The sequence below is a fragment of the Streptomyces sp. NPDC002156 genome, assembly GCF_053593675.1.
On record NZ_JBSFDA010000007.1, the window covers coordinates 1 to 19,638 of the forward strand.

General features: G+C 70.8%; 16 protein-coding genes. 7 read left to right on the plus strand and 9 right to left on the minus strand.

Translation table 11 applies throughout. From position 1 onward, the window contains the following. Positions 1 to 163 precede the first annotated feature (163 nt). Together ACWCRB_RS05200 and ACWCRB_RS05205 are read right to left on the minus strand one after the other, a co-directional pair. The gene (locus tag ACWCRB_RS05200) at positions 164 to 1,981 is read right to left on the minus strand and encodes a sensor histidine kinase (RefSeq protein WP_450994726.1); all 1,818 of its coding nucleotides are present in this window, start codon (positions 1,979 to 1,981) and stop codon (positions 164 to 166) included. Further along, entirely contained in the window at positions 1,978 to 2,676 is a 699-nt protein-coding gene (locus ACWCRB_RS05205) for a response regulator (protein WP_450994727.1), read from the minus strand. The genes ACWCRB_RS05200 and ACWCRB_RS05205 overlap by 4 nt, the downstream gene beginning before the upstream one ends. Positions 2,677 to 2,784: 108 nt before the next feature. Between ACWCRB_RS05205 and ACWCRB_RS05210 the strand changes: the two genes are divergently transcribed. The 3 genes from ACWCRB_RS05210 to ACWCRB_RS05220 all read left to right on the plus strand — a co-directional run bounded on the left by ACWCRB_RS05210 (position 2,785) and on the right by ACWCRB_RS05220 (position 8,371). Next, a complete protein-coding gene (locus ACWCRB_RS05210; RefSeq protein WP_450994728.1) occupies positions 2,785 to 4,029 on the plus strand; it encodes a L,D-transpeptidase in 1,245 nt (414 codons plus the stop codon). Continuing rightward, positions 4,026 to 4,892: a L,D-transpeptidase family protein gene (locus tag ACWCRB_RS05215; protein WP_450994849.1), complete on the plus strand. Its 867-nt coding sequence runs from the start codon at positions 4,026 to 4,028 to the stop codon at positions 4,890 to 4,892. The genes ACWCRB_RS05210 and ACWCRB_RS05215 overlap by 4 nt, the downstream gene beginning before the upstream one ends. A gap of 104 nt (positions 4,893 to 4,996) precedes the next feature. Next, on the plus strand, positions 4,997 to 8,371 hold the full coding sequence (locus tag ACWCRB_RS05220) for a S8 family serine peptidase (protein ID WP_450994850.1): 3,375 nt from the start codon (positions 4,997 to 4,999) through the stop codon (positions 8,369 to 8,371). A 131-nt stretch (positions 8,372 to 8,502) separates the two neighbouring features. On the opposite strand, the gene ACWCRB_RS05225 is transcribed toward ACWCRB_RS05220, so the two are convergent. The 6 genes from ACWCRB_RS05225 to ACWCRB_RS05250 all read right to left on the minus strand — a co-directional run bounded on the left by ACWCRB_RS05225 (position 8,503) and on the right by ACWCRB_RS05250 (position 14,495). Beyond that, positions 8,503 to 9,534: a glycoside hydrolase family 6 protein gene (locus ACWCRB_RS05225; RefSeq protein WP_450994729.1), complete on the minus strand. Its 1,032-nt coding sequence runs from the start codon at positions 9,532 to 9,534 to the stop codon at positions 8,503 to 8,505. A 455-nt stretch (positions 9,535 to 9,989) separates the two neighbouring features. Then, positions 9,990 to 10,661: a class F sortase gene (locus ACWCRB_RS05230; RefSeq protein ID WP_450994730.1), complete on the minus strand. Its 672-nt coding sequence runs from the start codon at positions 10,659 to 10,661 to the stop codon at positions 9,990 to 9,992. Positions 10,662 to 10,667: 6 nt separating this feature from the next. Then, positions 10,668 to 11,249 (minus strand): hypothetical protein, encoded by a 582-nt coding sequence (locus ACWCRB_RS05235; protein WP_450994731.1) that lies wholly within the window; start codon positions 11,247 to 11,249, stop codon positions 10,668 to 10,670. A gap of 140 nt (positions 11,250 to 11,389) precedes the next feature. After that, a complete protein-coding gene (locus ACWCRB_RS05240) occupies positions 11,390 to 12,169 on the minus strand; it encodes an HAD-IIA family hydrolase (RefSeq protein WP_450994732.1) in 780 nt (259 codons plus the stop codon). A gap of 122 nt (positions 12,170 to 12,291) precedes the next feature. Then, positions 12,292 to 13,008, minus strand: coding sequence for a hypothetical protein (locus ACWCRB_RS05245; protein WP_450994733.1), 717 nt, complete (start codon positions 13,006 to 13,008; stop codon positions 12,292 to 12,294). A 359-nt stretch (positions 13,009 to 13,367) separates the two neighbouring features. After that, complete coding sequence (locus tag ACWCRB_RS05250; RefSeq protein WP_450994734.1) at positions 13,368 to 14,495, minus strand: ROK family transcriptional regulator; 1,128 nt, start codon at positions 14,493 to 14,495, stop codon at positions 13,368 to 13,370. 56 nt (positions 14,496 to 14,551) lie between these two features. Here ACWCRB_RS05250 and ACWCRB_RS05255 point away from each other — a divergent pair, with 56 nt between their 5' ends. The 4 genes from ACWCRB_RS05255 (at position 14,552) to ACWCRB_RS05270 (ending at position 18,757) form a co-directional block, all read left to right on the plus strand. Then, complete coding sequence (locus ACWCRB_RS05255; RefSeq protein WP_450994735.1) at positions 14,552 to 15,634, plus strand: Gfo/Idh/MocA family oxidoreductase; 1,083 nt, start codon at positions 14,552 to 14,554, stop codon at positions 15,632 to 15,634. Then, positions 15,631 to 16,170, plus strand: coding sequence for a heme-degrading domain-containing protein (locus tag ACWCRB_RS05260; RefSeq protein ID WP_450994736.1), 540 nt, complete (start codon positions 15,631 to 15,633; stop codon positions 16,168 to 16,170). The genes ACWCRB_RS05255 and ACWCRB_RS05260 overlap by 4 nt, the downstream gene beginning before the upstream one ends. A gap of 64 nt (positions 16,171 to 16,234) precedes the next feature. Continuing rightward, positions 16,235 to 17,098: an LLM class F420-dependent oxidoreductase gene (locus tag ACWCRB_RS05265; RefSeq protein WP_450994737.1), complete on the plus strand. Its 864-nt coding sequence runs from the start codon at positions 16,235 to 16,237 to the stop codon at positions 17,096 to 17,098. Positions 17,099 to 17,254: 156 nt separating this feature from the next. Continuing rightward, on the plus strand, positions 17,255 to 18,757 hold the full coding sequence (locus ACWCRB_RS05270; RefSeq protein ID WP_450994738.1) for a condensation domain-containing protein: 1,503 nt from the start codon (positions 17,255 to 17,257) through the stop codon (positions 18,755 to 18,757). Here ACWCRB_RS05270 and ACWCRB_RS05275 read toward each other — a convergent pair. Further along, positions 18,744 to 19,601 (minus strand): fumarylacetoacetate hydrolase family protein, encoded by an 858-nt coding sequence (locus ACWCRB_RS05275; protein WP_450994739.1) that lies wholly within the window; start codon positions 19,599 to 19,601, stop codon positions 18,744 to 18,746. The two genes, ACWCRB_RS05270 and ACWCRB_RS05275, sit on opposite strands and share 14 nt — an antisense overlap. Positions 19,602 to 19,638 lie beyond the last annotated feature (37 nt).

Below are 19,638 nucleotides of genomic sequence, written 5' to 3' on the forward strand. Positions count from 1 at the left end.
TCGGTCGACGCCGTCGGCACCGACTTCACCCAGCTCCGCCCCTAAAAACAGTCGGCGCCCCCCTTTCAACGAGGGGCGCCGGTCGCATACCTAGGGGCGCGGGGAACTGCGCGACCAGCCACGACGCACCCGCAGCCGACACCACACAGCACCCCCCACCCCCTTAGTCGGGCCCGGGCACACTCGGCAGCCGCACCGTGAACACCGCCCCGCTGCCCGGCGTGCTGTCGACCGCGACACTCCCCCCGTGCGCCTCGACGAACTGCCGCACGATGGACAACCCGAGCCCGCTACCCCCCGTACGCCTACTGCGTGACTTCTCGACACGCCAGAACCGTTCGAAGACATGGGGCAGGTCAGAAGGGGAGATCCCCACCCCCGTGTCCCGCACGGTCAGAACCGCTTCGTTCGCCATCCGCCGCGCGTCGAGCGTGACCGTACCGCCCGCGGGAGTGTGCCGCAGTGCGTTGGAGACGAGGTTGCCCAGGACCTGCCGCATGCGCACCGGGTCGGCGTCGATCCAGAGCCCGGGATCGGCATCCGCCCCCAGATACACGGCCCCCGCTTCCGCGCGGCTGCGATGCGCGGCGGCGACCTGGCCGATCAACTCGTCCGCGGCCAGCGGTTCCCGGTGCAGCCGCAGGGTGCCGGCGTCGCCCGCGGAGAGGTCGCGGAGGTCGTCGATGATGTGCTGCAGTTGCAGTGCCTCGTCGTGCAGGGAGGCGATGAGCCCGGGGTCGGGGTCGAGCAGTCCGTCGCGGGTGACCTCCAGCCAGCCGCGGATATTGGTCAGCGGGGTGCGCAGTTCATGGGCGATGTCGCTGACCATGGCCTTGCGCTGGGCCTCCATCTGCTCCCGGCGCGCGGTCAGGTCGTTGAAGGCGGTGGCCAGGAAGCCCGTCTCGTCCTTGGTGGTGACGGCGACCCGTGCGTGGTGCTCGGGCGGCTGCCGGGCGGCGGCGGTAAGGGCGCGCAGAGGGCGGACGAGACGGACGGCGACGAGGGCGGTCAGGGCGATCGTGACGGCCAGGACGAGACCGGAGACTCCGACGATCTTCGTCTTGTTGGCGGGTGAGAGGTCGAAGCCGGTCCGCTGCTGGTCGCGGTCACCGAGGTAGAGGACCGCCGGTGGGGCGACGTAGGGGTCGAGCTGGGTACGGCGGGCCGTGTCGATGCAGTTCTGCGTCCGCTCGTCTTCGTACGTCCTGTCGGATATCCCGGGAACGACGTCTTCGCCGAACAGTGTCCGCAGGGAGGGGTCCAGTTTGGGCATCTCCTTGAAGTCGCCCTGGAGGCAGCCGGTCATCAGCTTCCCGAGGGCCACCAGCGCCGTGTGCTCGCTGGGCATCGCCGAGTTGTCCGTCTCGTCGGCGCATCTCGCGACCACGTCCTCCGAGGTGCCGTCGGCGACGGCGACCGTACGACCGCTGGGCATCCGCTTGGTGTGGCCACCGCCGCCGAACCGGGTCAGGCACTTCACCCGCAGTAGCGCCGCCGCGTTCACCTCACTGACCGCGCCGGAGGACAACCGATAGGGCCCCACCGCCCGTGGGTCGATGCCGGCGAGCTGGGCGCCGGGCTGGGTGTAGGTGTCCGTACGCAGCGGGTCGACGGTGGCCGAGGCGCGGGCGGGCAGCGCGGTGCCGGACGCGGCGGAGTCGGCGATGAGCCGTCCGCCCGCGGTGGTCAGGGTGATACGGCGGTCCAGCGTGCGCGAGAGTGTGCGCACGGTGGGCCCTATGCCGTCCCAGTCGGGATGGGCTGCGGCGTAGCCGCTGAGCCGGCGCAGGATGTCGGAGTCGTCGGAGAGCACCTGCCCTCGCTCCTCCTGGATGGCCCGGGTGGTGAGCTGCACGGCCAGCCACGCGGTGGCGCCGACGGACAGTACGGCGATCGCCACGGAGGTGAGCAGCAGCCGTACCAGCAGACTCTTGTGCCAGGGGAAGCGGGCGACGGGCGTCCCGCCGGCCGGGCGGGTCATGCGGGACCCTTTCCGTCCACGAGCTTGTAGCCCACCCCGAACACCGTCAGCAGCCGTGCGGGGGTGCGCGGGTCGGGCTCGATCTTCTTGCGCAGGTTGAGGATGTGCATGTCGATGGCGCGCTCGGTGGACGCCCGGTCGTGGCCGCGGGTGTGTTCCAGCAACTGGCGGCGCGAGAAGACCCGTTCGGGCTCGGCGGCCATGGCGTTCAGGATGGCGAACTCACCCGGGGTGCAGCCGATCTCCGTACCGTCGCAGGTGACCTCGTGCCGTACGGGATCGACGGTGACACCTCCGACGCGCAGTACGGGGGACTCCTCCTCGACGGGACGCAGGGTGCGGCGCAGCACGATGCGGATGCGGGCCAGCAGCTCCCGGGGGCTGTACGGCTTCGTCATGTATTCGTCGGCGCCGAGGTCGAGGCCGAGCAGCAGATCGTCCTCGGCGGAGCGGGCCGTGAGCATCAGCACCGGTATGTCCGCGTCCCGGCGCAGGACGCGGCAGACACCGAACCCGTCGAGGCCGGGCAGCATCACGTCGAGGATCACGAGGTCGGGCCGGCGGTTGCGGGCCTCGTCGAGAGCGGCTCGTCCGTCGAACACGACGGTGGCCGTATGGCCCTCCCTGACGAGGAGCCGGCGGATCAACTCGGCCTGCATGCCGTCGTCTTCGGCGACCAGAATATATGCGCACACCCAGGTGACCTTAGGTGTGCGGAGGTGCCGCAAGCACGGTGAACGGGCCTCATGCGGTCCTTCCCACACCCTGACCACTTCCTGATATCCGCGTTCCACGCTGGCCCCATGCACAGCGGAGAAACCACCCATCACACCGGCCCGGCCCGGTCCGCCCTGGCGCTGGCGGCCGTCTCGGTGTGCCTGCTGGCCGGCTGCAGCACGGGGACGACGTCGTCGGACGCGAAGAACCCCGCCGCGGGCCCGGCGAAGACACCCGCGCAGGTCGCCCGGGCGGCGACGGGGCCCCAGCTGGACCTGCACGCCACCGACGGGCAGGAACACGTCCCGGTCACCACCGGAGGCCGGGTCACGGTCGAAGGGGGCACGATCGCCGAGGCGTACCTGTCCACCGCGGACGGCCGGGCGGTGCCCGGCGAACGGTCCCCGGACAAGAAGAGCTGGGCGCCCTCGGTCGACCTGGAGCGCGGGACGGCCTACCGGTTGAGCGCCACGGCCACCGACGCCGGCGGCCACCGCACGACCAGGACCGTGGCGTTCACGACCCTTGCCGAGGCCGACCGGTTCACCGGCACCTACACCCCGGAGGACGGCTCCACGGTGGGCGTGGGTATGCCGGTCTCGTTCACCTTCGACAAGGCGATCACCGACAAGAAGGCCGTCGAGTCCGCCGTGGAGGTCAGTTCCGACAGCGGACAGACCGTCGTGGGCCACTGGTTCGGCGGACAGCGCCTCGACTTCCGTCCGGAGGACTACTGGAAGCCCAACGCCACGGTCACCGTCAGGATCCGTCTCGCCGGGGTGAAGGGGGCCGCCGACGCGTACGGCGAGCAGGACAAGACCCTGCGGTTCAAGGTCGGGCGCAGTCAGGTGTCCACCGTGGACGCCGCCGCGCACACCATGAAGGTCGTCCGGGACGGCACCACCGTACGGACCATACCGATCACCGCGGGCGCCGCCTCCTCGCCCACCTGGAACGGGCGGATGGTCATCTCCGAGAAGCTGATCTCGACGCGGATGAACGGCGCCACGGTCGGTTTCGCCGGCCAGTACGACATCCCCGACGTCCCGCACGCGATGCGGCTGTCCACCTCGGGCACCTTCATCCACGGCAACTACTGGGGGGACGACTCGGTCTTCGGCCGGTCCAACATCAGCCACGGCTGTGTGGGGCTCAACGACACCAAGGGCGGCGGCGACTCCGGCCAGGACGGCGCCTGGTTCTACGACAACTCCCTCCTCGGCGACGTGGTCGTGGTGAAGAACTCCGACGACAAGGTGATCGCCCCCGACAACGGGCTCAACGGCTGGAACATGCCGTGGGGCGAGTGGACGGCGGGGTCGGCGCGATGAGGCATGTGGTGAGGCGCCGCTTCTCCTCCGTGGGCTCCCGTGTGCCGGCTCCCGCCGCGGTCCTGGTTCTGGCTCTCGCCCTGACCGGGTGCGGCGGCCCCGGCACCGGCACCGGGACGGCGGCGGGGGGCGGCACCTCGGCAGCCGCCGGTGCGCAGGACGTGCGGGCTGTCGCGCCCGCCACGGGGCACGCCGGATCCGGGCCGAGCCCGGCAGGCGAGACCGGCGAGATCGGCACGGCCACCAGTACCCCGGCCCCGAGCCCTTCCGCCCCGGCCGAGTTGCCGGGCCTCGGCCCCCGGACGCTCGCCGAGGTCCCCGACAACGCCCGGCAGGTCCTCGTCGTCACCGGGAAGGGCAAGGACTCCCCGCAGTCGCAGGTCGTGCTGTATGAGCGCACCGACGACAGCGGCTGGACCGCCGGGCGGACCTGGGCCGCCCACAACGCGCTCGAAGGCTGGACCGACGACCACTACGCGGGCGACCTGCACTCGCCCATCGGTGTGTTCACCCTCGGCGACGCGGGCGGACTGCTCGCCGACCCGGGCACGAAGCTGCCCTACGACCAGTCCGGCAGCTTCACCATCGGCGGCACCGGATTCGAGGGCGAGCCGCTCGCCGGCTCCTTCGACTACGTGGTCGCGATCGACTACAACCGCCGGCCGGGCACCTCCCCGCTCGACTGGACCCGCCCGCTCGGTGCGAACCGTGGCGGCGGCATCTGGCTGCACGTCGACCACGGGGGTCCCACCCACGGCTGCGTGAGCCTGGCGAAGCAGCACATGAAGGAACTGCTGCTCGCGCTCGACCCCGCACTGCACCCGGTGGTCGTGATGGGGGACCGCACGTCCCTCGAACGGTGACGACCAGACCGCGAACGCCCCATCACGAACGACCAGTTACGAACGAGCAGTCACGAACCGAGAGGAAATCTCAGGTGGAGTTAGGCACGAGACGCAAAAGCGCGATGATCGCGGCGGCGGGGCTGGCCACCACCGCCCTGGTGCTGACCACCCTCCCCGGCCAGGTCGCCCAGGGGGCCCAGACCGGTACGTCGGCCACCGGGATTTCCCAGTCCGGTCCGCTGAAGACGGTCACCCTGATAACCGGTGACCAGGTCACGGTGGACAGTGCCGGAAGGGTCACCGGTGTGGTGCGCGCGGAGGGCCGGGAGCGGGTGCCGTTCTCCGTCCGGGAGGTCGACGGACACACCCGGGTCGTGCCCAGTGACGCCGAACTGCTGCTGGCGCAGGGCAAGTTGGACGCCCGGCTGTTCGACGTGACCCAGCTGGTCGCCGACGGGTACGACGACGCGGGCCGTACCGACGTACCGCTGATCGTCACGTTCAAGGGCAAGAAGGCGCCCTCGATGTCCCCGTTCACCGGGGCCGGGGCGAAGATGGGCCGTGCGCTGCCCGCCGTGAACGGGAAGGCGATGCGGTCCGTCAAGAAGCGCGGCACCGACTTCTGGGACACCGTGACCGATACCGGCGCCGACGCGTTCACCGCCTCGACCGCGGTGGAGAAGGTGTGGCTGGACGGCCGGCGCAAGGCCAGCCTCGACAAGAGCGTCCCGCAGATCGGCGCTCCCACGGCCTGGGCCGCCGGGTACGACGGCACCGGCGTCAAAATCGCCGTGCTGGACACCGGGATCGACACGACCCACCCCGATCTCGCGAGCCAGGTCGTCGCCGAACAGGACTTCACCGCCTCCGAGTCCGGTACGGCCGACAAGTTCGGCCACGGTACGCACGTGGCGTCCATCACGGCCGGTACGGGCGCCAAGTCCGGCGGCACCTACAAGGGTGTCGCCCCCGGCGCGAAGCTCCTGAACGGCAAGGTCCTCGACGACGGCGGCTGGGGATCGGACTCCGCCATCATCGCGGGCATGGAGTGGGCGGTCGCGCAGGGCGCCGACGTCGCCAACCTCAGCCTCGGCGGCACGGACTTCCCCGGCATCGACCCGGTGGAGGAGACGGTCAACCGGCTCTCCGCCGAGTCCGACACACTCTTCGTCATCGCGGCCGGCAACGAGGGTACCGAGGGCGAGTTCGGCGAGGGGACCGTCGGCTCGCCCGGCAGCGCCGACGCCGCGCTCACCGTCGGCGCGGTCGACAAGTCCGACCAGCTCGGCGACTTCTCCAGCCGTGGCCCGCGCGTCGGGGACGGCGGGGTCAAGCCCGACCTGACCGCGCCCGGTGCCGCCATCACGGCCGCCGCTGCCGCCGGCAGCGTCCTGGAGGACTCGAAGCCGTCCCCGGCACCCGGTTACCTCACCATCGGCGGCACCTCCATGGCGACCCCGCATGTCGCGGGCGCCGCCGCCATCCTCGCCCAGCAGCACCCCGACTGGACCGGCGAGCGCATCAAGGCGGTCCTCACCGGTTCGGCCAAGCCGGGCGCGTACAGCTCCTTCCAGCAGGGCACCGGCCGTACGGACCTGGTGCGGGCGCTGGAGCAGGGCGTCGTCACCGAGCAGCAGCCGCTCAACTTCGGCGCGCAGCAGTGGCCGCACTACGACGACGAACCGGTGACCAAGCAGCTCACCTACGAGAACCTCGGTACGGAGCCGGTCACCCTGGACCTGTCCGTCGACGCCTTCTCGGTGGACGGCAAGCCGGCCGCCGAGGGCATGTTCTCCCTGTCCCCGCAGCGGATCACCGTCCCGGCGGGCGGCAAGGTCGGCGTCGACGTGACCGCGGACACCCGTTCCGGCAGCGCCGACGGCACGTTCGGCGGCTCCGTGTCGGCTGTCTCGGCCGATGACAAGGTGGCGGTGCGGACCGCCGTGGGGGTGCAGCGCGAGGTCGAGTCGTTCGACCTGACGTTGAAGCACGTCGACGAGAACGGTGAGCCGACCAGCGACGCCGTCACCACCGTGCAGGCCCTCGACAGGGAGTTCTACACCCGCTACACCGACGAGGCGGACGGCGAGCTCACGGTACGGCTGCCCAAGGGCGACTACGGACTCACCGGTGTGATCCACCCCGACTCCACGTCCTCCCCGCAGTCCGTGCTGATGCAGCCGAAGCTGACCCTGGACAAGGACACCACCGTCACCGTCGACGCCCGGCAGGCACAGCCGTTGGACATCACCGTGCCCGACGCGACGGCCAAGAACACCGAGGCCACAGTCGCGTACCGCTACACACGGGCCGCGGGGATGCCCACGAACACGGACGGGTACTGGCTCCCGACCTTCGAGGGCATGCGGTTCGGGCAACTCGGCCCCGATGTGCCCGCCGACGCCGCGTTCGCCCAGTACTCCGGTGACTGGACAAGCCAGGACGACGAGGGCAGGCCGGTCACCTACCACCTCTCCTGGGACCGCCGCGGCGACCTGGGCGGCTTCGCCGCCGAGGTGGAGCAGAACCAGCTCGCCAAGGTCGACTTCCAGGCAGGCGCACCCGCCGCGGGCAAGGACGTCGACGTCACGGTGAGTCCCCACATGCCCGATGGGGACCTCTTCGGCCGCTACAGCCTGCTGGCGAGGAAGCTGCCACTGCGCACGACCGAATACATCCTCGACAACGGCGTCAAGTGGTCCTTCGACATGCAACAGCGCAGCGGTGAGGGCGAGTTCGAGTACCTGCTCCACGGGGCGCCCAGGACCTGGCAGGCCGGCCAGAGCTACACCGAGCGGTTCAACGTCGGCGTCTTCGGCCCCGCCCTGGGCAGCGCGGCGGGCTCCGTGGGCTCCGTGGGCTCCGTGGCGACGGGGAAGCCCGGTATCGAGCGGTCCGGGAATGTCATCACGGCCTTTCTGCCGCTGTTCGGCGACGGCGCCGGGCACTACGACAGCGGCGGTGGATCCGCCTCGGCCGAGAGCTCGCTCCAGGTCGACGGCGAGGAGATCCCCCTCAACTCCTCCCCGGCCGACACCATCACCGAATTCACCGTTCCCGAAGAGGCGGGCGCGTACAAGCTGACCCTGGACAACTCCCGTGATCCGGGACTCTCGCCGGTCAGCACCCGCGTCAGCGCGGAGTGGACCTTCCGCTCAGCCAAGACCCCCGAGGACGAGCCGGCCGCACTGCCGGTGTCGGTGGTCCGCTTCTCCCCCGAACTGTCCCTGGACAGCACGGCGAAGGCGGGCGAGCGGTTCGAGGTGCCCTTCACCATCGAGGGCGCGGCGGCCGGCCAACAGCCCGCGAAGCTCGCCTTCGAGGTCTCCTACGACGAAGGCGCGACCTGGCAGTCGACCGAGGCCGTCGACGGCACCCACCTGTCGCTGGAGCACCCGGCCGAGCCCGGCTCCGTCTCCCTGCGGGCCGAACTGACCGACGACTCGGGCAACACCCTGGTCCAGACGATCGAGCGCGCCTACCTCACCACCAAGTGAGCTGACGCATACCTCTCAACCAGTACGCATACCTCTCAACCGGCCTCGCCCGGGGCGGTGTTCGACCACCGCCCCGGGCGAGTTCGCGCCATCCGTGCCCCGGTCACCCGCTCGTGGTCACCAGGTCGTGGTCAGCCGCTCGCTTTCGCGAGCTTCAAGGCGTAATCGACCCACCACTGACCGGCCTTGGGCCCGCCCTTGCACTCCCCGTCGGACTCCCCGGGCCGCTTGACCCACAGATAGGCGTCCACCAACGGGTCCGCCGTCTTCACGGTCGGGGTCTCGCCCAGCGAACGCCCGGGCGGATTGCACCAGTTCTCGTCGGGCTTGCCCCCGGTGTAGGGCCCGTTCCCATTACGGGACGTGTCAACGACGAAGTGCTTCCCGTTCACCTTCGCCGACAACTCCTTGCCGTATGCGATGGACTCGGCGGTCGAGTAGAAGTTGGACACGTTGACGGAGAACCCGTCGGCCTTCTCGATCCCGGCCCACTGGAGCGGCTCGAAGATCTGGTCGGGGTGTCCCCATCCCGCGTTCCCCGCGTCCAGGTAGACCTTCGTGTTCTTCAGCGCGGACAGGGTGTCGATCGCGCCGCTCAGCAGGTCGTACCGCTCCTCGTGGAACTCGTCCTGGGTGCAGCCGTCCACGAGGTGGAGGACCGCGTCCGGTTCGAGGATCACCGTGGCCGCGCGGTCGCCGATGCCCTTGGCGACGCCGTCGATCCAGGCGCGGTAGCTGTCGCCGTCGGCGGCGCCTCCGCTGGAGTACTGGCCGCAGTCGCGGTGCGGGATGTTGTAGAGGACGAGGAGTGCGGAGCGGTCCGCCTTCTGCGCGGCCTCCGTGAAGCCTCTGGCCTCCGCTTCCGGATTCTCCGGGCTGATCCACTCGCCGGTCGGCTGCTCGGCGATCTTCCGGATCTCCTCGGCGTCCGCGGTCTTGTCCTGCTTGACGTACGTGGCGACCTGTTCCGCCGCGTTGCCGTCCGGGTTCACCCAGAACGGGTTGGTGCCCTTGGGCTGTTGGGTGATCAGGGCTTCCGGTTCCTTGGCCGGCTCGTCGCCGTCCCCGTTGTCCGAGGACGAGGTACAACCGGTGAGCAGCAGTGCCGCCCCCAGCACCGCCATGGACGCCCTCCCCCAGGACGCCCCCTTACTGCCGAACATCGAACTCCCCCTCGGGTGCACTGTCCTGGTCCCCCCTGGATGCAGTGGCGTAAGCCTCAATCCTGACATACGCGGCCGGGGCCCACGAGTTCACCAGTACCTTGTCGGCTACCTGTTACACCTTGTTCGGCCGAGGTAGGAGCACGACTACCGAAGGCCGGAACACCCGCGGCACGACAGGGCATAGAACTATCTACGACCTGCGTCGATAACACAGAGCCACGGACCGGGACTTGGCGTCATTCTCCCTCTAGGCCTGGGCGCACATCCGTTCTACAGTCATCTCAGACGGCCCCAGCCCCAGGCCAGTGCTTCACCGTCCGCAATGGGGGAGGCGGCACCGAAACCTCCCGCGCCGGTCGCCGGGTTACTCCCGCAGCCCGTGCGCGCGCGGTCGAGGACCAGCCCGGTCGACGGCTCTGGGGGGAGCGGGTCGTCGACCGGGCAGGGCGGGGTCAGACGGCCGCGCCAGTGAGGTACGCCGACACGATCACGTTGGACGTGTAGGTGCGGGTGGTGTGGTCGAACGTACCGCCGCAGGTGATGAGCCGGAGTTCCGCGCGGCCCGACTGCCGGGTGCCGTACGCCTGTCGGGCGTCGAAGCTGTCGCGGTGCAGGACCCGTACGTCGTCGACGGTGAACTCGGCGACCTTGCCGTCGGCGCGGGCGACCCGGATCGTCGCGCCCGGGCGCAGGGTGCTGACCTTGTAGAAGACGGCGGGCCTGGTCTCGGTGTCGACGTGTCCGACGAGGAGGGCGGTGCCGGCGGCGCCGGGCCGGGTGCCGGAGCCGTACCAGCCCACGACGCCCGCCTGGTCGAAGGGCGGCGGGTCGACCGCGCCGAGCCGGTCGAGGCCGCGGGCCACCACCGGGGCCTGTACTCCCAGTTGGGGTATGTCGACGCGCTGCGGCAGCGCGCCGCTCAACGGCTGGTGCGCGGGCGGGAGTTCGGGGTCCGGGGGGCGGCCGACCGCGGCGATGTCACCGGTGGTCGGCGTGGCTGTGCCATGGCGTACGTCGGTCACCTCTCGGCCCCACAGCCACAGCCCGAGGAGCAGCAGGGCCCAGGCGACGCCGGTGGTGAGCCGCCCGGTGCCGGAGGACCGTACACGGTCGTCGTCGGACATGGCGGTTCAGTCCGTCCCACGGCCCCGGCGGACACTGCGCACCGCCACGACGACCGCCGCCACCCCGGCGAGGACCAGCCCGACCACGGCCTGCCGGGTCCCGGGACCCTCACCCCGCGCGTCGGCGGCCAGCTCGTCGGCCGCGCCACCGCCACCGGCGGGCACGGGGGCGACGGGCGAGGCGGGAGCGGGAGCGGAGGCGGCCGCGGAGGGCTTCCTGGACGCCTCAGGCGTGCCGGACGACTTCGTGGTGACGGCGATCGTGCCCTTCACCTTGCCGTTCTGCCCGTCGCAGCCGACGGTGACGTTGTACGTGCCCGGGACCAGCGAGGAGCGGACGCGGGACCCGCCGACGAGCGCCCCGCCCTGCCCCTCCCCCGCGAGCAGCACATCGGCGACGAACGCCTCCGACTTCGCGGTCCCCGTCTTCCCCGTACACCCGCGCACGACCAGCCGTACGTCGCTGCCGGGGGCCGGGGACGCCGGGGTCACCGTGACGCCCCCGTCGGCGGCGTACGCCAGGGTGGCAGGGGCGAGCGCGGCGGCGACCACAACGCCGACACAGAGAGTGATCCGCATGGAACCCATCGTGAACCTCCAGACACCTGGAGACTCCTCCTCCGGACGCCGGTTCGCATCTCCGGAGCGGGTACGGCTGCTCCGTACGGGTGCCGAAGGGTTTGAGGGCGTACCTGAAGGCGTACCTGATGGCGTACCTGAGGGCGGGCTCAGATGCGGTCGACGAGGTCCGCGATGGAGTCGACGATCTCGGACGGGCGGTACGGGAAGTTCTCGACCTGGTCGGGTCCGGTCAGGCCGGTGAGCACCAGGAAGGTCCGCATCCCGGCCTCGATGCCGGCCAGGACGTCGGTGTCCATCCGGTCGCCGATCATCGCGCTGGTCTCGGAGTGGGCGCCGATCGCGTTCAGCCCGGTGCGCATCATCAGGGGGTTCGGCTTGCCCGCGAAGTACGGCTTCCTGCCGGTCGCCTTGGTGATCAGCGCGGCCACGGCACCGGTCGCGGGGAGCGGGCCCTCGGTGGAGGGGCCGGTCTCGTCCGGGTTGGTGGCGATGAAACGGGCGCCGCTCTCGATCAGGCGTACGGCCTTGGTCATGGCCTCGAAGGAGTACGTACGGGTCTCGCCGAGGACGACGTAGTCGGGCTCGTGGTCGGTGAGGATGTAGCCGATGTCGTGCAGGGCGGTGGTCAGGCCGGCCTCGCCGATGACGTACGCCGTGCCGCCGGGGCGCTGGTCGTCGAGGAACTTGGCGGTGGCGAGCGCCGAGGTCCAGATGTTGTCGACGGGCACGTCCAGGCCCATGCGGCGCAGGCGGGCGTGCAGGTCGCGCGGGGTGTAGATCGAGTTGTTGGTGAGCACCAGGAAGGGCTTGCCCGACTCGCGCAGCTTCTTGATGAAGGCGTCGGCGCCGGGGATCGGCACGCCCTCGTGAATGAGCACACCGTCCATGTCGGTGAGCCACGAGTCGATGGGCTTGCGGTCTGCCATGTCCGGTCTCCTGCTCCTGCACTGCGTTGCTTTGCGCTGAGTTGCTTGCGCTGCCGTACACGCGTACGAGATGCCGCGTGGGCCCAGCCTGTCACAGCCCGGATCTTGGGGGAATGGCCGGTTTACGTCCGCCCCGCCCCGCGGACCCGGGCCAGCAGCAGGACTCCGCCACCGGTCAGCAGGAGCGCGAGCGCGATGCCCGCGAGGCGGATACCGGCGGCGCGCCGCCCGGTGCCGGCGAGCTCACCGTCGTACGGCGAGGCGGACTGTACGCCGGGGACTGTCGTCTCCGCCTCCGCCGGTCCGGGTGCGACGACCCTGAACCGGTAGTCGTTGGACTGCCCGACCCAGTCGCCGTCATCGGCGTGCCGCTGGACGACGGCGGCGTTGGCTACGACGTCGTTGGCCACCGCGCCGGCGCGGATCGCGAGGCGCACCTTGACGGAGAGGGTGCGTCCGGGTCCGACGGTGAACCCGGGGAACCCGTCGCCGTCGAAGACCCCGATGGTCTCGTCGGCATCGGTGACCTCGAACCGCACGGGGTAGGGGCGGGCGCGCTTCCCGTCGTAGAACTCCAGCCGCGCCTGACCCGCGGTCAGGACACGGCGCTCGTCGACGAGTACGAGGACGGGGTGGATGTCCGTGCAGGGACGGGTGGTGTTGTTGGTGAGGTCGAGCCGCCAGGTCCGGTGCGCACCGCCGGCTTCATAGGCGGCGGGGGCGCCGTGGATGCGGGTGGTGAGGGGGAAGGTGGGGTCGGTGGGGGTGGCGGCACCGCAGGTGGCCGCGTAGGCGGGGCCGGCGGTCAGACCTCCGGGCACGACAAGAAGGGCAGTCACGATCACACAGGTACACAGTCGCATGAACACATGACCATGCCGGGGTGATGGTGCCGACGGACGACACCGCTCCGAACGACCGCCCGAATGCGCCTGATCGGCGCAGGGGCTTTGAGTGTTCGGCTGCGGCCCGGTGGGGGCTGGTCGCGCAGTTCCCCGCGCCCCTAAAAGACGGGCCGGTGGAGGGTGATCGCGGAGTTTCGCGCGTCCCTGAAAGACGGGCCGGTGAGGGCTTGTCGTGTTTGTGTGGTGCAGCGACTGGCAGTGCGTGTGAACTCCGGGCGGCTGGGGCGCCCCTCAGGGGCGCGGGGAACTGCGCGACCAGCCCCCACCGGCCCGCAGCCGAGCAACTACCGCCCCTACTCAGCCCGTCCGAACAGTGGTGCAAGGAGCAATTGGGCCGCCCCCACCGCAACCCCCCGCGCCCCGCCAGGGGCAACCCCTACAGGCACCGCCACCTCCACGCCCTCCCTCCGAGCGCGCTCGGCGACAACCGCCGCGACCCCCCGCACGAACCGCTCCGGATCCGCAGCCACCGTGCGGCCGCCCAGCAGCACCCGGTCGATGTCAAGCAGCCCCACCAGATTCGTGGCCCCAGCCCCCAGTACTCGCGCCGCCTCGTCCAGCTCCCCCCGAGCCACCGCCCCCAGACACAGCGCCTCGATGCACCCCCGGTCCCCGCACCCACACAGCGGGCCGTCCAGCTGGATGACCTGGTGGCCGAACTCACCCGCCCCCGTCCGCGCCCCCCGGTGCAGCGCCCCGCCGATCACCAGCCCCGCCCCGAGCCCCGTACCGAGGTGCAGGTACGCGAAGGAGCCGCCCTCTCCCCCGACCGCCAGCCCGAGCGCGGCGACGTTCGTGTCCTTGTCGACGACCACCGGCACTCCGAGTCGCGCCGCGAGCTCATCCCGTAGCGGGAATCCGTCCCACTCGGGAAACCCCGTCACCCGGTGCAGTACGCCCCGCGCGTGGTCCAGCGGGCCCGGGAGCGCGACGCCGACCCCCAGGACGTCCTCCGGTCCGGCGTCGAGCAGTGCCTCCACCTCCCCGGCCACCCTCTCCACGACCACGTCCGCCCCCGCCCCCAGGTCCAGCGGAGCCAACCGCTCCCCCACCACCGCCCCCGTGAGGTCGACCAGCAGCGTCCGCACCTCGTCGCGGTCCAGGTGGACGCCGACCGCGTGCCCCGCCTCCGGGACCAGGCGCAACACCGTGCGCGGCTTGCCGCCCGTCGACGCTCGGTGGCCCGCTTCCGCGGCCAGGCCCTCCGTACGCAGCCGGGCGGTGATCTTGCTGACCGCCTGGGGGGTGAGACCGGTGCGCTCGGCCAGTTCGAGGCGGCTGATGCCGTCCGGGCCCGCCGTCCGGAGCAGGTCGAGCACCAGCGCGGTGTTGTGGCTGCGCAGGGCCAGCAGATTCGCCCCGGGAGCCGTGGCGATGCCGGTGGTGCCGGTGATGGCCGTGGCGGCGCTCGTCCTGTTCACCGAACCATTTTCCCCGCTGCTTGCACTTTGGCAACAGCGTTGCCAAAGTGGACACCATGACTGGTACGACTGGCACTCCTCTGCGCATCGGCCTCGTCGGCTACGGCCTCGCGGGCTCCGTCTTCCACGCCCCGCTGATCGCCGCCACCGAGGGCCTCGTCCTCGACACGGTCGTCACCGCGAACCCCGAGCGGCAGGCCCAGGCCCGCGCCCGTTTCCCGGACGTACGGATCGCCGCGACACCCGAAGACCTGTTCGCCCGCGCCGACGAACTGGACCTGGTCGTCATCGCGTCCCCGAACAAGACACACGTACCGCTGGCGACCACCGCCCTCAAGGCCGGTCTGCCCGTCGTGGTCGACAAGCCGGTCGCGGGCACGGCCGCCGAGGCGCGTGAGCTGGCCGCCCTCGCCGACCAGCAGGGACTGCTCCTCTCCGTCTTCCAGAACCGCCGCTGGGATCATGACTTCCGGACGCTCCGCAAGCTGATCGCCGAGGGCGAGCTGGGTGACGTGTGGCGGTTCGAATCGCGGTTCGAGCGGTGGCGGCCCCAGACCAAGGGCGGCTGGCGCGAGTCCGGCGACCCGGCGGAGATCGGCGGGCTCCTGTACGACCTCGGCAGTCATGTCGTCGACCAGGCCCTCGTCCTCTTCGGACCCGTCGCCTCCGTGTACGCCGAGACGGACATCCGCCGCGAGGGCGCCGAGACCGACGACGACACGTTCATCGCGCTCACCCACACGAGCGGTGTCCGCAGTCATCTGTACGTCTCCGCCACCACCGCCCAACTCGGGCCGCGCTTCCGGGTGTTGGGCTCGCGCGCCGGGTACGTGAAGTACGGCCTCGACCCGCAGGAGGACACCCTGAAGGCGGGCGGGGGCCCGGGTGACGCCGGTTGGGGGCTCGAACCCGAGAGCATGTGGGGACGGGTCGGGGCCGGGGAGTCCCCGCTCACGGGTGGCGGGCGGCCGGAGCCGACACTGCCCGGCTCGTACGAGAAGTACTACTCGGCGATCGCCGCCGCCCTGCGCGACGGTGGCCCCAACCCGGTGACCGCCCTGGAGGCGGCTGCCGCCCTCGACGTACTGGAAGCAGCCCGGCGTTCCGCGAACGAGAAGGTGACGGTGACCCTGCGATGACCAGCCACAGCCAGAAGGCCGGCGGCCACAAGGTGAGCGGACAGCCGTCGCTCGGGCCGCGCATCGCGCCCGAACTCACACCCAGCGTCGAGGAACTCGAAGCGCAGGAACGGCACCTGGTGTTCCGGCAGTTCGGTCACGAGGACGCGTGGGCGCTGGGTTCGCTGCTGGTGGAGCTGGCGCGGGAGCGGCAGGCGCCGGTGGCGATCGACATCCACCGGGCCGGCCAGCAGCTCTTCCACGCCGCCCTGCCCGGCTCGACCCCCGACAACGACGCCTGGATCGACCGCAAGCGCCGGGTGGTGGAGCGCTACGGCGCCTCCTCCTACCTGGTGGGCGCCCGGTTCCGCGCCAAGGGCACGACGTTCGAGGACGACTCCCGCCTCGACCCGGACGTCTATGCGGCCCATGGCGGCTCCTTCCCGATCACCGTCGAGGGCGTGGGTGTCATCGGGTCGGTGACGGTGTCGGGGCTGCCCCAGCTCCAGGACCACCGGCTGGTGGTGGAGGCGCTGGAGACGTTCCTCAAGGTGTAGCCACGGTGCAGCGGAGCTCGTGCGTCGGGAATTATCCCGAGGGAGCCTCCGGTTGGGACTGCACATGACGTCATTGAAGGAAACCCTCGGGCGGTACGGCATCTGGAGCGGCGGGCTGCGCGCGGAGGACCCCGAGGGGCTCACCGAGCGCGCCGAGGCAGCCGCCGAACTGGAGGAACTGGGCTTCGGCTCCGTCTGGTTGGGCGGCAGCCCGGGCATCCGGCACGCCGTTCCGCTCGTCGAGGCGACCTCACGGCTCGTCGTGGCGACCGGCATCCAGAGCATCTGGCAGTACGGAGCCACCGAAACGGCCGCCGAGTTCGCGGAGTTGGAGGCGGCCCACCCCGGCCGCTTCCTGCTCGGCCTCGGGGTGAGCCACGCCCCGCTGACGGAGGGGTACCGCCGCCCGTACGCCACGATGGTCGAGTACCTGGACGCCCTGGACGCGGCCGGACACCCCGCCGAACGCCGGGTACTGGCCGCGCTCGGCCCGAAGATGCTGAGGCTCTCCCGGGACCGCGCCGCCGGCTCGCACCCGTACCTCGTGACCCCCGAACACACCGCCCAGGCCCGCGAGGCGCTGGGCGAACTCCCGCTGCTGGCACCGGAGTTGAAGGTGGTCCTGGACACGGACCCGGACCGGGCCCGCGCGACCGCCCGCGCCACCCTCGCCATGTACCTGGCCCTGCCGAACTACACCGGCAATTTCCTGCGCATCGGCTTCACCGAGGACGACATCAAGGACGGCGGCAGCGACCGGCTGGTCGACGCGGTGTTCGCCTGGGGCGACGAGGACCGGATCCGCGGCCGGATCGACTCCTTCCTCACCGCGGGCGCGGACCACGTCACCCTCCAGGTCATCGAGGACGGGTCCAGGACCGCCCTCCCCCGCGACGGCTGGCGGCGCCTGGCCACCCTGCTGAAGTAGCCGGGAGAGACGTGAGCGAGACGTAAGGGACTGGAGGGGATCTGCCCATGCCCTGAAGCGGTGGCGTTTCCTCCGGATGTCTCCGGTCGTTGGTCTGCACGTGTCATCGGGCGAGAGCCAGGAGCCCGGGGACACGCATGCGAACGGAGAAGTCCCGTGCGAATCACCGATATCCAGCGTTGCGAGATCCGGCCCGGACGGCTCGTGACCTGGACCCTGCATCCGACGACCGTCGAGACCGTGGCCGGGCTGCCCGAGGATGCCCGCCCACCCGCGTACGTACAGGAGGCCCACGTCCGGACCGCACGATCGGTGCGCGAGGACGGCCTGTTCGTACCGACCTGGCTCGGCACGGCCTTCGACATCCCCGGGCGGGTCGATCTCGACGTCCTCCAGGGCGCGTTGCGGGCCTGGACGCTGCGCCACGAGACCCTGCGCAGCGGCTTCCGCTGGGCGGACGGCCACGACGAGCTGCGGCGCTTCACCCTCTCCCCCGAGGCCGTCGTCCTGCACCGCGAGGACGTCGGCGACTTCCAGGACGGGGCGGCGCTCCCGCGCTATCTGCAGGACCGGTTCGACATCGCGGCAGACGCGCTGACCTGGCCGAACTTCATCTACAGCGCGGTCGTCAGGGACGACGGCACCAGCGTCTACATGGCGTTCGACCACACCAACGTCGACTCGTACTCGATCTGTCGCATCCCCGCCGAGATCCACCAGCTCTACACGGCCGGCCTCGACGGCAGGACGGTGGACTCGGCGCCGGTCGCCAGTTACGTCGACTTCTGCGCGACCGAACGTACGCACGCCGACGGGATCGACGAGACGCACGCGATCGTCGCCGACTGGCGGAAGTTCATCGCCCGCTGCGACGGCAAGCTGCCCAACTTCCCCGTCGACCTCGGCCTCGACCCCGAAGGGCCGCTGCCCACACAGAAGTTGATGCAGGAGTGGCTCACGGACGACGCGGACGCGGCGGCGTTCGAGGCGTACTGCCGTCCGTACGGCGGCAGCATGATCGGCATCCTCGCGGCCACCGCGCTCATCGTGCGCGAGATCAGCGGCGTACAGGTCTACCGCACGGTCGTGCCCTTCCACACCCGGGCCAGGTCCGAGTGGTCGGACTCGGTGGGCTGGTACGTGGGCGGCGCACCGATCGAGATCCCGGTGGGCCAGGTGTCGGACTTCGACGGCGCCCTTGACCTGGTCCGCACCGCACTGCGGGCGAAACGGCCCCTGTCGAGGATGCCCATCGCCCGCGTACTCAAGCTCCTGGGCTCCGACTTCCGGCCCACCTCACCGGACCTGTACTCGATCGTCTCCTTCGTGGACACACGTGCCGTCCCGGGCTCGGAACACTGGCAGGACCTGAACGCGTACGGCCTGATCCGGGTGTCGTACGGCGACCAGGTCTGCGCCTGGACCACCCGCCTCCACGAGGGCCTCCAGTTCGCGGCCCGCTACCCCGACACGGACGTGGCACAGAAGAACATGCGGTTGTATGTCAGCCGACTAAGGGACCTGATCGTCTCAACGGCCAGGGAGGCGCCCCTTAGGGGCGCGGGGCTGTATTCATCTGCGGCTCCGCCGCGGGGCGCGACAAGCCCCCACCGGCGCGCGGCCGACAAACAACCCACAGGAACCCTCACGCGTCCTTGAATTCCTGCCGCTGCCGCCCAAGCCCCTCAATCTCCAACTCGACAACATCCCCCGCCCGAAGAAACGGCTTGGGCTCGGGCGCCCCCAACGCAACCCCCGCCGGCGTCCCCGTATTGATCACATCCCCCGGATACAAGGTCATGAACTGACTGACGTACCGCACAACTTCGGCAACGCCGAAAATCTGCTCCGCAGTCGTCCCGTCCTGCTTCAACTCCCCGTTCACCCACAACCGCAGAGCCAGCCCCTGCGGATCCGCCACCTCGTCCGAGGTGACAAGCCACGGCCCCAACGGGTTGAACGTCTCGCAGTTCTTCCCCTTGTCCCACGTCCCACCCCGCTCCAGCTGGAACTCCCGCTCGGACACGTCGTGCGCGACCGCGTACCCGGCGACATGCGCGAGCGCCTCCTCGTGCGAGCCGAGATAACGGGCCGTACGTCCGATGACAACCGCCAGCTCGACCTCCCAGTCGGTCTTCGTCGAGGCGCGCGGCACGAGCACCGTGTCGTACGGCCCGACGACCGTGTCCGCCGCCTTGAAGAAGATCACCGGCTCGGCGGGCGGCTCGGCGCCGGTCTCGCGGGCGTGGTCGTGGTAGTTGAGCCCGATGCACACGATCTTGCCGATGCCGGTCAGCGGCGGCCCGATCCGCAGGCCGGTCGCGTCCAGCGCGGGCAGCTCACCGGCGTCGGCGGCGGCCCGGATCCGGCCGAGCGCCGCGTCGTCGGCGAGCAGGGGCCCGTCGATGTCCGGGACGACCCCCGAGAGGTCCCGCAGGGTTCCCTCGGCGTCGAGCAGCGCGGGCCGCTCCGACCCCGCCGTACCGACTCGCAGCAGCTTCATGGTCGCTCTCTCCCTCGGTACCAGTCATCGGATGACT